Below are 14077 nucleotides of genomic sequence, written 5' to 3'. Positions count from 1 at the left end.
GGACGCCGCCGTGTCGACAGTGGACCGGATCCGCCGGATCCTTCGGGCCCGGCGCTCGGCCAAGACCCGGTCCGCGGACCCCGTGACGGAACTCGAGCGGGCGCACGCCGCGCGGGCCGAGCGGCTCGACGGAGCCCGCCGTGCCGTCGCCGACCTGGCGGCCGGCCGGCGCCGGGTCGAGGTGCTCGCTGAGCGGACCCGTCGCGCGATCGAGCACCACGACACCCAGGCACAGGCCGCCGTGGCCGCCGGGGACGAGCGGGCTGCCCGCGAGTACCTGCGGCGCTCCGTCGAGACCGGCCGCCGGCTGGACGAGCTGACCGAGCAGCACCGGCGTCTCGACGACCAGCTCCAGGGACTCGAGCGCCGGCTGACCAGTCTCGAGGACGAGACCGAGGACTCGTTCGTCCGCTTTCAGTCCCTGCGCACCGACCACGACGCCGCCCGCGCCGCGCTCGGCCGTCGGGAGGACGCCGTCGCCCAAGGACAGGCCGATGCGCTCGGCGTCGAGCGGGAGGCCGAGCGGGAGATCCGGCAGCTGCGCGCCCGCACCGAGGCCTACGAGGAGATCGCCGGCACCGACCCGGGCTCCGACCCGGTCCGCGAGGCGTTCGACGAGCTCGGCACGGATGACGACGTCGGCCGGCGCCTGGACGAGATGCGCCGCCGGATCGACCCACCCGCGTGAGGATTCGCCCTAGCGGCGCGCGGCCAGCGCGATGGCGTGCGCCAGATCCTCACCCCGGCTGAACATCGGCCAGTGCCCGGTCGGCATGTCCAGAAGCATGAGATCCCGCCCGGCGAGCTCCTCGGTGAACGGTGCCCCGGCCGTGATCGCGTCCTGCACGGTGGCCGCCGGCATCGACGTGCAGACCATGGTCACCGGGATGTCCTTCCGGCGCGGGTTGCGCAGCCGCGCCGTCGACGTGAGCACGCCGGCCGGTTCGGCGGCCGCGAGGTCGCGGACGACCTCCCGTGTGTGCGCGTCCAGGCCGGTGGGACTCAGTCCCATCTGGGCCAGTTCGCTCCACGGCGGCAACGGCAGGCCCGGTGCGCGGCGCGGCACATCGACGGCGAACGTGCCGCCGTCGGGGAGTGGGGCGTCGTCGACGAACACCATTCCGGCGACCCGCTCGGGCTCGGTGTCGGCGTAGCCGTTGACGACAGTGACCCCGCCGGAGTGACCGACGAGCAGCACCTTCCCACCGGTGCCCGCGACGACCTCACGCACCGTGGCGATCTGGTGCTCCAGAGTCACCCGCGGAGTCGGGCCGTGCGGCTCCCGGCCGGGCAGCGTCACCGGGTGCGGCCGCAGGCGAAGCTGTTCGAGGAACGGCACTACCCCGTCCCACGCCCATCCACCGAGCCAGAAGCCGGGCACAAGGACGACGTCCACCGGTTCACTCATGCCAGGACTTTCCCACGGTCGGCGCCGTCGCCGCTATTCGGCTCGCACGGCGGAACCGTTGCGGGGCCCGGAGCCCTGGCCCCGGGCCCCGGTCGTCACAGGACGGAGCCGTGCGGTGCCCGGAGCGGCCGCGGCAGCCTCAGGTCGTACTCGGCCATCACCTCGCGCAGCCGGTCCGGCCGATCGGTGATGAGCCCGTCGATCCCGGTCTCGATGAGCGCCCGCATGGTGTCCGGGTCGTCCACCGTCCACGGGATCACCTCCAGGCCGGCCTGATGCGCGTCGGCGACCATCTGCTCGGTCACGTACGGCTCGTAGTCGGCGTCGGCGACCACACCGTCCTGCGGGAACCCGTGCACCGGCGAGATCGCGTCGACGCCGAGATGGTCGGCCATCGCCACGAGGTCGCCGTCGAAGTCGTCGGCGTCGAGCCCGCCGAGCCACGGGGAGGCGCCGGGCTGGCCGACCTCGAGGAAGTCGTGATTCGTCAACGCGATCCGGGGCAGGCGCGGGTTGAGCTCCTCGGCGAGGGTCAGGGCACCCCAGTCGAAGCTCTGGATCGTCACCTGGCGCTCCATCCGGTGCGCGGCGATCTCCTCCAGGACCGCCCGGACGAACTCCTCCCGTGGCGCCGTCTCCTCGGGCGCGCCTGCCTCCACCTTGGTCTCGATGTTCAGCATCACCTGGTTGGCGCGGTAGTGCCGGACGAGGTGGAAGACGTCACCGAGCTCGAGCATCGGGCCGGGGGCGGTCTGCTGGTCGGGATGCTGCGGGAGCGGCCGGTAGCCGCACTCGACCGTCTGGACCTGGGCGAGGGTGAGGTCGGTGATGTACTTCCCGACGTAGGGGTACTCGGGGTCGCCGGCGTGGGCGGGCGCGGTGTCGCGGCACTTGTCCGCACTGATCTGGCGGTCGTGCGTGACGACGACGGCGCCGTCCTCGGTGACCTGGGTGTCCAGCTCGAGGGTGGTCACGCCGAGCTCGAGTGCGTTCGCGAACGCCTCGCGGGTGCTCTCGGTGTACAGGCCGGTGCCTCCGCGATGGGCCTGGAGGTCGAACCGGTCCGCCGGTCGCTCGGCGGGCGCCGGCGCCGCCAGGGCGGCGGCGACGACGGCGGACAGCGCGGCGGTGAGCGCCACGGTTCGCTGCTTCATCGCTGTTCTCCTCTCGTCGGTGGTCATCGCACGAAGTCCTCGGGGCCGACCACGTCCCACCGCGGCTCGGGCGGGGCGGCGATCTGCTCGACCGGCACGGAGTACTCGCGGACCTCGTCGTTGTCCCGGCTGATCCCGAACATGGTGGGCTCGCCGGTCTCGGACCGGTCCCACGCGATGCCCTGGCCCTCGATGCCCTCGAGCGCGACCGTCCCGAGCCAGCTCAGCTCCGAGCCGGCCTCCGGCAGCGCCAGCACGTATGCCTCGGGCAGGTCGTGCCCGGTGATGTAGAGATTTCCGTCCGGGCCCCACGACCCGCCGGAGTTGGACATGTCCTCGAACCGGTCGAGGATCTCCTTCGGGATGGTCCACGACTGGAGTTCGCGGAACTCGTCGTCGAGCTGGACGACCTGCGTGTTGTAGGTCTCGCCGTAGGGCTCGTTGCGGGCGTCGTCGCGGCGCCGATCGTAGTTGGCGAACGTCGCCCACCAGAAGCCGTCGTTGCGGTCGATCCATGTCAGCGAGCCGCGGTGGATGCCGAAGCTGTGGGTGTCCACGTGCTCCATCGTCTCCGTGTCGAACACCTCGATCGAGCTCTCCATCGGCCATTCGGGATAGTTGGAGTGGGCGGCGTACAGCCGCGAGTCCACCACGACTCCGCTGTCCAGGTGTTCGACCGGGCCGTCCTCGTCGCCGACGAACTGCAGCTCCGGCTCGCCGGTCGCCCGGTCGATCCGAGTGATCTCGCTGTTGTCCACGGCGTAGATGTGCTCGCCGTCGACGGCGATGCCCTGGTCGGCGTCCCAGACGTCGTCGTAGACCCGCTCGACCGTCGCGGTGTGTTCGGCCGGTTCGGGCGTCGCACCGGTGTCGGCCGAGGCGGTGGCGCCGGTGAGGACGACGGCGGTGGCGAGCCCGGCTCCGGTGACGGCTACGGCGCTCCTGCGGTGGTGAGTCATCGATACCCCTGTCCGGTTCGGACCCGGACGGTCCGGGTCCGCCGTCCGAAGAGGCTGCCGGTCGGCAGTGACCACCATCGGACGATGGCATGACGAGGGGGCCAAACCCGGGTGAACTCTGCCGGAGATGGTCCCCGACATCCGACCGGGCCCTCCCGGGCCCTTCCACTGAGGCCCATCGCGCGGCCGAGGGCCCGAACGCGTGTTGACGCCCTCTCAGGGACGCTCTAAAGTCCACGACCAACACCGATGGGACAATGTCCCGTTTGACGGGACACACAAGGAGTTCGACGATGCACTCGACCAACGACTCGACAGACCCGGAACCGGGCGAGACCCGCGCTCACAACCGGAACACGATCCTCGCGAGCACATTCGGCTCGGTGGTCGAGTGGTACGACTTCTTCCTCTACGGGACGATGGCCGCACTCGTCTTCAACTCCCAGTTCTTCCCGGAGTTCGACCCGCTCATCGGCACCCTCGTCGCGTTCGGCACCTTCGCGGCGGGCTTCGTCACCCGCCCGATCGGCGGCGTGATCTTCGGCCACTTCGGGGACCGGATCGGTCGCAAGAAGATCCTCGTCATCACCATGCTGATCATGGGCGGCTCGACCTTCCTCATGGGCACGCTGCCGACCTACGAGTCGATCGGGATCGCAGCGCCGATCCTGCTGCTGCTGCTCCGCATGCTCCAGGGGATCGGCCTCGGCGGCGAGTGGGGCGGTGCGGCCATCCTCACCTTCGAGCACGCCCCGCACGGCAAGCGAGGCCTGTTCTCGTCCTGGCCGCAGACGGGCGTCCCGATCGGCCTGCTGTTGTCGACCGCGGCGGTGAACCTGGTGAGCCTGCCCGGCGACGAGGCCCTGCAGGAGTGGACGTGGCGCCTTCCCTTCCTGGCGAGCATCGTTCTCGTCATCGTGGGTCTCGTCGTCCGTCTGAGCGTCCGCGAGCCCCAGCAGTTTCGCGACATGGTCGAGACCGACAGCCGGGCCAAAGTGCCCATGGTGGAAGTCATCCGGGACTACCCGAAGCAGATCCTCCGTGGCATCGGCGCACGCTTCAGCGAGAGCATCACCTTCAACGTCTACAACGCGTTCGTCGTCACGTACACGACGACCGTGCTCGGTCTCGAGGCGAGCTACGCGCTCAACGCGCTCCTCATCGCGAGCGTCATCGGCTTCTTCGTCATCCCGACCGCGGGCCGGCTCTCCGACCGGTTCGGCCGGCGGCCGGTGTTCGGCCTGGGCGCCCTCGTCGCGCTGGTGACGGCGTTCCCGTGCTTCATGCTCATCGACAGCGGCGCGCAACAGATGATCTGGGTCGCCGTTGTGGTGGGCTGGTCGCTCGGCGCATGCACGATGTTCGGCGCCGAGGCGGCGACGTTCGCCGAGCTCTTCCCCGCCCGCGTCCGCTACAGCGGGATGTCGATCGTCTACCAGTTGGGCGTGCTCCCGTCCGGGGCCGTCGCTCCGGCGCTGTCCGTTTGGCTCGTCTCGGTCACTGACGGCTCGTGGGCGGTTGCGGTCTACCTCATGGGCGCCGCGGCCATCGCCCTCGTGTCGCTTTACCTCATGCGGGAGACGGCGCACGACGAGATCGATGCCGACCTCCGGGCGCAGGCCGCGAGCCTCGGCCACGACGCGAACCGCTGACATCCCCCTCACGAACGGACCAGAGAACACATGACACAAGCCCGTCGCCCCAACGTCGTCCTCATCCTCGCCGACGACATGGGCTTCTCCGACATCGGGTGCTTCGGGGGAGAGATCCACACCCCGAACATCGACTCACTCGCGGCCGGCGGCGTCTCGCTGACCCAGTTCTACAACACCGCCAGGTGCAGCCCGTCCCGTGCCTCGCTGTTGACGGGACTGCATCCCCACCAGACCGGGATCGGGATCCTGAACTACGACGATTCGCCAGAGGGTTACCCGGGCGACCTGAACACCAACTGCCTCACGATTGCCGAGGCCCTGAAACCGGCCGGCTACCGCAGTTACATCTCCGGCAAGTGGCACGTCGCCAGCAGCATCCACGAACCGTCCGACTCGTGGCCGACGCGCCGCGGGTTCGACGACTTCTACGGGACCCTCGAAGGGGCGGGAAGCTTCTTCATGCCCCGCACCCTCACGCGCGGGGAGACGAATGTCGAACACGAGGCCGCCGAGGACCCGGACTTCTACTACACCGACGCGATCAGCGAGAACGCCGCGGCCTTCGTCCGACAGCACCGCGGCGAGCACGCGGCGGACCCGTTCTTTCTCTATGTCGGCTACACGGCACCGCACTGGCCGCTGCATGCGCTCGAGGAAGACGTGCGGAAGTATCTTGGCCGCTTCGACGCGGGCTGGGACACGCTGCGCGCCGAGCGGCTCGAGCGGCTCATCGAGTCGGGGATCATCTCCGAGAACTGGCCGTTGACCGACCGTGACGCGCGGGTACCGGAGTGGGAGAGCGTCTCCGACAAGGAGTGGGAAGCGATTCGGATGGCCGTGTACGCGGCCATGATCGACCGGATGGACCAGGGCATCGGGCGCATCGTCGCCGAGCTCAAGTCACAGGGGATCTACGACGACACCCTCGTCATGTTCCTCTCCGACAACGGCGGTTGCGCGGAGGAGATGCCGCTCGAGACGGCCCGCGAGTTTGTCACCACGTACGTGACGTTCGATTCGACCACGCGCGATGGCCGCGACGTCCGTCCCGGCAACGACCCGAGCATCGTCCCCGGCGGGGAGGACACCTACACCACATATGGACGGGCATGGGCGAACGTGTCCAACGCCCCGTTCCGGGAGTACAAACACTGGATTCACGAAGGCGGTATCGCCACTCCGTTCATCGCGAGCTGGCCGCGCGTCCTCCCGGTCGACGTCAAGCGCGAGCAGCCCCACCAGCTCGTGGACGTCATGGCCACGCTGCTCGACATCGCGGGTGCCGAGTACCCGTCCTCCTACCCCGGGCGTACGCCACTGCCCCTGGAGGGCGTCAGTATGGTGCCGACCCTGCGCGACGGCACGAGTGACGATCAGCGCCTCCTGTACTGGGAGCACGAGGGCAACTGCGGAGTCCGCCGCGGGACGTGGAAGCTGGTGCGCAAGCACGCGCAGGACTGGGAGCTCTACGACATGGTCCGCGACCGGACCGAGCTCCACGACCTCGCGGCGGAGCATCCCGGCGTGGTGGCGGAGCTGTCGGCGGCGTACGAGGCGTGGGCGGCACGCTGTGGGGTTATCCCGCGGGAGAAGGTGCTGGAACTGTACGCCGCCCGGGGTGGCGGCTTGCCGTCCGAGTAGTGCCGCGCCGGTACCGGCGTGCGGCGGCACCGCTCTCTGTCGATAATCTGACGGCTATGGAGGCAGGCCCGGACAACGCACTTACCAAGGCAGTGCGGGTCCTTACCGCCCTGCGTACCCTCTCGCACGGTGGTAGTGCCCGCGAGCTCGCGACCACCACCGGAGTCTCGCGCAGCACGGTCCAGCGCATCCTGACGACTCTCGAGGCCACCGGCATGGTGATCCAGGACGGCCTGACCCAGCGCTACCGCGTCGGACCGCAGGCGCTGCTCATCGGCCTGGGGTACAACGGAGCTGCCAACCTGTTGAACGAGGCGCGGCCGCACATGGTCGCCCTGCGCGACCAGACTGGGGAGACGGTCGGACTCTCGGTGGCTGCCGGGAATGCCCGCGTCTTCATCGACGAGGTCCAGAGTCCGCACCCGCTCCGATTCGCCTCCGAGCTGGGGCAGATGTACCCGCTGTGGTCGGGGGCGAACGGACGGATTCTCCTCAGCGCGATGAATGACGAGGAGATCGAGCACGTGCTCGCAAGCCACGAGCACGACCAGGCCGTCCATCGTCCGCTATCGGCGGAGGAGACCCGCCGCCGGATCCGCGAGATTCGGCGAGCCGGCCACGCCATGGCTGCGGATGAGGCGATCGATGGGGTGAGCTCACTGGCGGTGCCGATCCATGACGGCGCGCACCGCGTGATCGCCGCCCTATCCGTGTCCGGACCGTCGGAGCGCCTTACTCGAGACCGGATGGAGGCCACCCTCTCACCGCTGCGCACGGCAGGGCGTGCGATCTCGGCTCGGCTCGGTGCGAGCGACATACCCGCGGAGGGCTGATGTCCGCGTGAGACTCCGGTTGCGCGACGCCAGGGTGTGGCACCACGGGGACCCTCATGGCCCCAGCGCCGTCGTCTTCGGCGGTAGGCCGGCCGGCCGCGACCTCAGCGATGCGAGACTGGCCGGGTGGACGCGACAGAACTCAGGGCCGCCCAGGCCCCGCTGAAGGAGAAGTACCGCACTGAGCCCGACTCGGCGCTCGTGCCCGTCCGGGCGAGCGCGAGCTTCGCCGACGGCGGACTGACCGCCACCGTCGAGGGGTTCGCCGGGCCGGTACGCGCTGGTCTGCACCCCGCGGCCGGCGGCTCGGAGGAGGATGCCTGCTCCGGTGACCTGCTGCTCGAGGCGCTCCTGGGGTGCGCCGGCGTCACCCTGCGGACCGTGGCCACCGCCATGGGGGTCGAGATCCGATCGGCCCACCTCGAGGCCACCGGCACGTTCGACATCCGCGGCACTCTCGGCGTCGACCGCACCGTGCCGGTCGGTGTCACCGGGATCGAGGTCACGGCCGAGGTCGACACGGACGCCGACGAAGCCACGCTGGAGAAGCTGGCTCGCTCCACCGAGCGCTACTGCGTGGTGGCGCAGTCGCTGGCCGAGAAGCCGACGTTCGTGATCCGGCGCGCCGGCTGAGCCGGACTCATCGGGCACGCACGTCGTCCAGGTGGATCGTTCCGTTCGCGGGCTGCTGGTCGCCGCCACGGAAGACGAAGATCGTCATCGCCGTGACGGTGCCCAGGCGATCCGCGTCGAGCGCGGCGTCGGCGTGCTCAGACTCGCCCGGCGCCGGGCTGAACCCGGCGAAGGGCAGCACGACGTCGGAGCCGGTGGTGTCCGCGAGTGAGAATTCCTGCTCGAAGGCGACGCCGCCCGCGATGAGCTGCACGGTCCCGGTGTTCTGCGAGCCGTCCCCCGCCAGCCACATGCACAGCTCCGAGAATCCGCGCCAGTCCGCGTCCAGCCGGCGGGACACCCCGGTGAACGACAACGCGTCGAACCGGTAGGTGTAAGCCAGGCCGAATTCACCGCCCGAGCGCCGGTCGGTACTCAGTGCCAGCGTGTTCGGGTCGCCCTGGTGACCGAAGGCCTCGGCGAGCATGCCGTCGTCGCCCGCATAGGACTCGAAGTCGTCCACCGTCCCGGGTGCCGGCGGCTCGGCGTCGGCGACCAGGACGTGGGCGGTGTCGGTGAGCTCCGAGCCGCCGACCTCGGCCGTGATCGTGAGCGTCACGAGCCGGTCGGCTCGCAGCTCGTCCTCGATCTCCCAGGTGCCGGTCCACAGCCCGTTCTCGGCACGGCTGAGCGGCTGCGGCGGTCCGTCGTCGACGCGGTAGACGACCGCGGACGCCTCGCGGGCGCTCACCCGGACGGTGGTCTCGGCCGTGCTCACGCGTGCCCGATCGGTCGGGGTGACGAGGTGGACCACTGGTTCGTGCGGGGCCGCGCGGGTCCGGGCGTCGGCGGCGCCTGTCAGCTCGGCGGCGAAGACCGAGCGCGGGTCGTCGTGGAAGGCGCGGAAGTCTGCGAGAAGGGGGTGCGCGGCGCGTGAGTCGACCGCCGGGTGGGGGACGTAGACGCGGCCGGCGCCGCCGAAGTTCGCCCAGGTGAGCATGTACGTGGTGCGCCGGGCGAGCGGGTCGGAGTCGATGGCGGACAGTAGCCGGGTGAACCACGCCGGGTCGGCCAGGTCGTCGACCGCCGGGCCGAACTCGGTCAGGGCCGGGATCTTGCCGCGCTCGTCGGCGAGTTCGGCGACCATGGCCAGGTCCTGGACCACCGTCCGGCGCCACTCGCCGGACGCGGCCCCGTCGTCGTAGGCGTCGTAGCCGAGGACGTCGACGAACTCATCGCCCGGGTAGGTCGCCAGGTAGGCCTCCCGATCACCGCCGACGGTGTTCGGCGAGTAGGCGTACAGCAGGTTGTGCACGTCACGGACATCCCGCAGGTACTCCACGGTGAACCGGAAGATCTCGACGAACTCACCGGCCGAGGTATGCCCTGCGCCCCACCAGAACCAGCCTCCGTTGTTCTCGTGGAACGGGCGGAAGACCACCGGGATCGCGGTGCCGTCCGCGCGTGTGGCCCCGCCGACGGCGTCCGCGACGCGGTCGAGGATCGCGGTGTACTCGGCATGACGGTCGCCACCCGGCAGGATCCGGCGGACCACGTCACCGGAGGTGTCGTAGAAGTCGCCGCCGGTGACGATGTTGGGCAGGTGCGCGGACAGGGTGTTGAGGCCGCCGCGGGCGTCGGCCTGCTCGATCGCCCAGGTCAGTGCCTCGACGTTCTGCTGGGGCGAGTTCTCCGGAGATCCGGGCCGCTCCTGCCCGTCGAGGATGAGGGTGTCCCAGCCGAAGACCGCCGGGTAATCCCCGACTGCGGCGAGGGTGTCGGAGTTCGTTCCGGTCACCTCGGTGAAGGTGAAGCCGTGGGTGAGGTCGTGCTGGTGGCCGAAGAGGACGCCCCGGCCTTGCTGGCGCTCGAGACGGTGGAACAGGGCACGGGTCGCGGCCGTCGCGTCGGCGTCGACGAGGTCGACCACCGGAGCGTCCGGCGTGGCCGTGGTCCGGCCGGGGCTCTGCGAGGGTGCGGTGGTGAGCAGCGCCATCGTCGTCGCGACGACGGTGAGGCTGAGGAACCCGATCACCAGGGCGGTACGGCGGGAGAGGGTCCGTGCGGGCATCCGGGCCTCCGGGGTCAGGCCGCGAGCGGTGCCTCGAATCTAGCCCAGCCCGGGCCACCGCGTTCCATCATCGCGTCGTGACTCCTCAGCGGGGAATGGGTGCGGTCGACTCCCGCACGACGAGTTCGGTGGCCAGGTCGATCCTCGGCATGGTCAGGTCCTTGCCGGCGGCGAGCTGGACCACCATCGACGTCGCCGTGTGCGCCATGTCCACCAGCGGCTGGCGCACCGTGGTCAGCCGCGGCGTGGTCCACGTCGCGACCTGCAGGTCGTCGTAGCCCACGATGGACAGGTCCGCCGGCACGCTGAGCCCACGATCCCGGGCGGCGCGCAGCAGGCCCATGGCCTCGAGGTCGTTCCCCGCGAAGATCGCCGTCGGCCGCTCCTCGCGGTCCAGCAGCTCCAGCCCGCGCTCATAGCCGCTCTCGGCGGTGAAGCGGCCGTTGCGCACCAGGTCGGGGTCGAAGGCCACCCCGCCCTCGTCCAGCGCCGCACGGTAGCCGTCCACGCGCTGGCGGCTGCACATGACATCCGGGGGGCCCGCGATCACGCCGATGCGCCGGTGCCCGAGTTCGAGCAGGTGGCGGGTCGCCACCAGGCCGCCGTTCCAGTTCGCCGAGCCGACGGCGGGCACGCCGGCGGGCAACTCGCCGAGTGTGTCGACCACGACGAACGGAATGTTCCGTGTCTCGAGCTGGCGGCGCTGGCTGGTGTCGAGGTCCGAGAGGACCAGGATGACCCCGAGCGGGCGCCGCGCGATGACGCTGTCCAGCCATGCCTGGCGCGGCCTGTGCGCACCGGCGAGATGGGAGAGCACCACGTTGAGGCCGTTCTCGTGGGCTGCCCGTTCGACTCCGCGCATGATCTCCACGGCCCAAGCGGAGTCCAGCTCGTGGAAGACGAGGTCGATGAGCCGCGAACCTGATGAGCGCGAGGTGTTCCGGCGCCGGTAGCGGTGCTGTTCGAGCACCTGCTCGACGCGTTCCCGGGTGGCCCGGGCGACGTCGGGCCGCCCGTTGAGCACCTTGGAGACCGTCGGGACCGAGACCCCTGCTTCCTTCGCGATCGTCGCGATCGTGGTGCTCATCGTCGTGCGATTCCTCGATCCGTCCTCGACAGCCCGGTCACCGAAATACTTTCGAATCCTACGCGGGTATCGGCGGCCCGGTCGAGAGCATAATTGCGCACCATATCGCCCCGCGGGCGCAGTTGACGCCGTGACGCGCCACATCTACTGTCCAGGGAGCGCCAGCAGTTTCGACAATGATGCCGATAGTTTCGACCCATGCTGTGGTGGGTCCGGAGGGTGAATCGATGACCGAAGAGCACGCGCCCACCCTGACGGCTCAGCCGTGGCAGGACCCGGAGCGCAGCCACGACGAGCGGGTCGCCTATCTCGTGGAGCGGATGACCCTCGCAGAGAAGGCCTCCCAGCTCGTGGGGCTCTGGGTCGGTGCCGACGCCGGCAACGGCGACGTCGCCCCGTACCAGTCGGACCTCTCGAGCGATCCGCCGCAGTGGACCGAGGTGATCGCCGACGGCCTGGGCCAGCTCACCCGACCGTTCGGGACGGCACCGGTCGAGCCGGCCGTCGGCGCACTCGGGCTGGCGCGCTCGCAGCGGGAGATCGTGGCCGCGAACCGGTGGCGGATTCCTGCGCTGGTGCACGAGGAGTGCCTTGCCGGGTTCGCGGCCTGGAAGGCCACGGCGTACCCGATTCCGCTGTCCTGGGGTGCGAGCTTCGACCCAAAACTCGTCACCGAGATGGCCCGTCGGATCGGAGCCTCGATGCGGTCCGTCGGCGTCCACCAAGGCCTTGCTCCCGTCCTCGACGTCACCCGGGACTACCGCTGGGGCCGGACCGAGGAGACCATCGGCGAGGACCCGTACCTGGTCGGCACGATCGGCGCCGCGTACGTGCGCGGGCTCCAGGAGGCGGGCGTGATCGCCACGCTCAAGCACTTCGCCGGCTACTCGGCCTCGCGGGCCGGGCGCAACCACGCGCCGGTCTCGATGGGCCGCAGTGAGCTCGCCGACGTCGTCCTGGCGCCGTTCGAGATGGCGGTACGCGAGGGGCGGCCCGGTTCGGTGATGGCCGCCTACACCGAGATCGACGGCATGCCCTCGCACGCCGACCCCGATCTGCTCACCCGCCTGCTCCGCGAGACCTGGGGCTTCGACGGCACCGTCGTGGCCGATTACTTCGGCGTGCACTTCCTACGCATGCTGCACGGGGTCGCCGGCAGCGAGGCCGAGGCGGCCGGCCTGGCCCTGACCGCCGGCGTCGACGTCGAGCTCCCCACCGTCCACTGCTACGGGACGCCGCTCATCGACGCGGTCGAACGGGGGGAGATCGACGAGGAACTCCTCGACACCGCCGTGCGCCGGGTACTCGCCCAGAAGGCAGCACTCGGCCTGCTCGACGCCGACTACGACCCCGAGCCTGCGCCGTCGGAGCAGGCTCTGGACGACGAGACCGGCCGGGACATCGCGCTGCGGCTGGCCCGTGAGGCGGTCGTGCTGATCGACAACGACGGCGTCCTGCCACTGGCCGGTCACGGCAGCATGGCCGTGCTCGGGCCGCTGGCCGACGAGGCCATGGCGATGCTCGGCTGCTACTCCTTCCCGGCTCACGTCGGCGTGCACCACCCCGAGTCCGAGGTCGGCATCGAGATCCCGACCGTGCTCGGCGCCCTGCGTGAGCTCAGCCCGGACGCGGAGATCACCCACGTGCCGGGGTGCGCGGTCACCGGGGACGACACGAGCGGGTTCGCCGCGGCCGTCGAGGCAGCTGCGGCGTCCGACGTCGCGATCGTCACCGTCGGCGACCGGGCCGGGTTGTTCGGACGCGGCACCTCCGGTGAGGGATGTGACGCCACCGATCTGCGTCTGCCGGGCGTCCAGACCGAGCTCGTCGACGCGGTGCTCGAGACCGGCACGCCGGTCGTCCTCGTGCTGCTGACCGGCCGGCCGTACGCCGTCGGGGCGTTGTCACGGCGCGCCGCCGCGACGATCCAGGCCTTCTTCCCGGGACAGCTCGGCGGACGGGCCGTCGCCGAGGTCCTCCTCGGCGACGTCAATCCCTCCGGCCGCCTGCCGGTCAGCATCCCTCGCCACGAAGGCGCACAGCCCGGCACGTACCTCACCCAGCGGCTCGGCACCCGGACGGACGTGTCGAACGTCGACCCGACGCCGCTGTACGCCTTCGGCCACGGCCGCAGCTACACCAGCTTCGGCTGGGACAGCGCGAGCGTCGTCGTCGGCGGGCGCCCCGTGTCCGGCGACGGCGAGGCGGGCGCTGAGTGCGAGGTGCCGGTGGACGGGGAGGCCGTCGTCGAGGTGACGATCCGCAACACCGGCGACCGGGCCGGCACCGAGGTTGTCCAGCTCTACCTGCACGATCCGGTCGCCACCGTCACTCGCCCCGTGGTCCGCCTGCTCGCGTACGCGCGCGTCCCCCTGGAGGCCGGTCGCTCCCGGTCGGTGCGCTTCACCGTGCCGGCCGACGCCGCTTCCTTCACCCGGCGTGACGGGCGGCGCGTCGTCGAACCGGGCGATCTCGAACTGCGTCTGAGCAGGTCGGCCGACGACGTGCAGGCGGTGCTGCCCGTCCGGCTCGTCGGTGACCTGCGCACGGTGGACCACACCCGTCGCCTCACCGTGCCGGTCGAGATCGGGTCCGACGCGGGGCGGCCGTGACTGGGTGGGCCGACGGGCGTGGTGCTCGACCGATGCCCGAAAGTT

Annotated in this window: 11 protein-coding genes; 6 read left to right on the top strand and 5 right to left on the bottom strand. The window is 70.6% G+C overall.

Going from position 1 to position 14077, the window contains the following annotated elements; genetic code table 11:
* Nucleotides 1-10: 10 nt before the first annotated feature.
* The gene (locus tag ACFSE6_RS07955; protein ID WP_388004699.1) at nt 11-688 is read left to right on the top strand and encodes a PspA/IM30 family protein; all 678 of its coding nucleotides are present in this window, start codon (nt 11-13) and stop codon (nt 686-688) included.
* A gap of 9 nt (nt 689-697) precedes the next feature.
* On the opposite strand, the gene ACFSE6_RS07950 is transcribed toward ACFSE6_RS07955, so the two are convergent.
* The 3 genes from ACFSE6_RS07950 to ACFSE6_RS07940 form a co-directional block, all read right to left on the bottom strand.
* Nucleotides 698-1408 carry an alpha/beta fold hydrolase gene (locus tag ACFSE6_RS07950; RefSeq protein WP_388004696.1) on the bottom strand — a complete coding sequence of 237 codons (711 nt, stop codon included), beginning with the start codon at nt 1406-1408 and terminating at the stop codon, nt 698-700.
* Nucleotides 1409-1503: 95 nt separating this feature from the next.
* A complete protein-coding gene (locus ACFSE6_RS07945; RefSeq protein ID WP_388004693.1) occupies nt 1504-2562 on the bottom strand; it encodes a glycerophosphodiester phosphodiesterase family protein in 1059 nt (352 codons plus the stop codon).
* Between the two features lie 23 nt (nt 2563-2585).
* Nucleotides 2586-3521 (bottom strand): PQQ-binding-like beta-propeller repeat protein, encoded by a 936-nt coding sequence (locus tag ACFSE6_RS07940; protein WP_388004690.1) that lies wholly within the window; start codon nt 3519-3521, stop codon nt 2586-2588.
* A 293-nt stretch (nt 3522-3814) separates the two neighbouring features.
* Here ACFSE6_RS07940 and ACFSE6_RS07935 point away from each other — a divergent pair, with 293 nt between their 5' ends.
* The 4 genes from ACFSE6_RS07935 to ACFSE6_RS07920 all read left to right on the top strand — a co-directional run bounded on the left by ACFSE6_RS07935 (nt 3815) and on the right by ACFSE6_RS07920 (nt 8283).
* Complete coding sequence (locus ACFSE6_RS07935) at nt 3815-5173, top strand: MFS transporter (protein ID WP_388004687.1); 1359 nt, start codon at nt 3815-3817, stop codon at nt 5171-5173.
* Between the two features lie 30 nt (nt 5174-5203).
* Entirely contained in the window at nt 5204-6817 is a 1614-nt protein-coding gene (locus ACFSE6_RS07930) for an arylsulfatase (RefSeq protein ID WP_388004684.1), read from the top strand.
* 56 nt (nt 6818-6873) lie between these two features.
* Complete coding sequence (locus tag ACFSE6_RS07925; RefSeq protein ID WP_388004681.1) at nt 6874-7650, top strand: IclR family transcriptional regulator; 777 nt, start codon at nt 6874-6876, stop codon at nt 7648-7650.
* A 126-nt stretch (nt 7651-7776) separates the two neighbouring features.
* A complete protein-coding gene (locus tag ACFSE6_RS07920; RefSeq protein ID WP_388004678.1) occupies nt 7777-8283 on the top strand; it encodes an OsmC family protein in 507 nt (168 codons plus the stop codon).
* Nucleotides 8284-8290: 7 nt separating this feature from the next.
* Here the strand turns inward: ACFSE6_RS07920 and ACFSE6_RS07915 are convergent, their stop codons facing one another.
* Together ACFSE6_RS07915 and ACFSE6_RS07910 are read right to left on the bottom strand one after the other, a co-directional pair.
* Nucleotides 8291-10333, bottom strand: a complete 2043-nt coding sequence (locus tag ACFSE6_RS07915; RefSeq protein WP_388004675.1) for a glycosyl hydrolase — start codon at nt 10331-10333, stop codon at nt 8291-8293.
* Between the two features lie 85 nt (nt 10334-10418).
* Nucleotides 10419-11420 carry a LacI family DNA-binding transcriptional regulator gene (locus tag ACFSE6_RS07910; protein ID WP_388004672.1) on the bottom strand — a complete coding sequence of 334 codons (1002 nt, stop codon included), beginning with the start codon at nt 11418-11420 and terminating at the stop codon, nt 10419-10421.
* 227 nt (nt 11421-11647) lie between these two features.
* Between ACFSE6_RS07910 and ACFSE6_RS07905 the strand changes: the two genes are divergently transcribed.
* Complete coding sequence (locus ACFSE6_RS07905) at nt 11648-14032, top strand: beta-xylosidase/alpha-l-arabinosidase (RefSeq protein ID WP_388004669.1); 2385 nt, start codon at nt 11648-11650, stop codon at nt 14030-14032.
* Nucleotides 14033-14077: the final 45 nt, after the last annotated feature.

This window comes from Georgenia deserti, assembly GCF_042680605.1.
GTDB classification, from domain to species: Bacteria; Actinomycetota; Actinomycetes; order Actinomycetales; family Actinomycetaceae; genus Allobogoriella; species Allobogoriella deserti.
The sequence above is the reverse complement of the archived record's forward strand: the minus strand, read 5'-3'. Positions and strand labels throughout refer to the sequence as shown.

What these genes read in the sequence shown, in the direction of transcription:
- ACFSE6_RS07950 (WP_388004696.1), bottom strand. Translation starts at nt 1,408, where the DNA reads ATGAGTGAACCGGTGGACGTCGTCCTTGTGCCCGGCTTCTGGCTCGGT.
- ACFSE6_RS07945 (WP_388004693.1), bottom strand. Translation starts at nt 2,562, where the DNA reads ATGAAGCAGCGAACCGTGGCGCTCACCGCCGCGCTGTCCGCCGTCGTC.
- ACFSE6_RS07940 (WP_388004690.1), bottom strand. Translation starts at nt 3,521, where the DNA reads ATGACTCACCACCGCAGGAGCGCCGTAGCCGTCACCGGAGCCGGGCTC.
- ACFSE6_RS07935 (WP_388004687.1), top strand. Translation starts at nt 3,815, where the DNA reads ATGCACTCGACCAACGACTCGACAGACCCGGAACCGGGCGAGACCCGC.
- ACFSE6_RS07930 (WP_388004684.1), top strand. Translation starts at nt 5,204, where the DNA reads ATGACACAAGCCCGTCGCCCCAACGTCGTCCTCATCCTCGCCGACGAC.
- ACFSE6_RS07925 (WP_388004681.1), top strand. Translation starts at nt 6,874, where the DNA reads ATGGAGGCAGGCCCGGACAACGCACTTACCAAGGCAGTGCGGGTCCTT.
- ACFSE6_RS07915 (WP_388004675.1), bottom strand. Translation starts at nt 10,333, where the DNA reads ATGCCCGCACGGACCCTCTCCCGCCGTACCGCCCTGGTGATCGGGTTC.
- ACFSE6_RS07910 (WP_388004672.1), bottom strand. Translation starts at nt 11,420, where the DNA reads ATGAGCACCACGATCGCGACGATCGCGAAGGAAGCAGGGGTCTCGGTC.
- ACFSE6_RS07905 (WP_388004669.1), top strand. Translation starts at nt 11,648, where the DNA reads ATGACCGAAGAGCACGCGCCCACCCTGACGGCTCAGCCGTGGCAGGAC.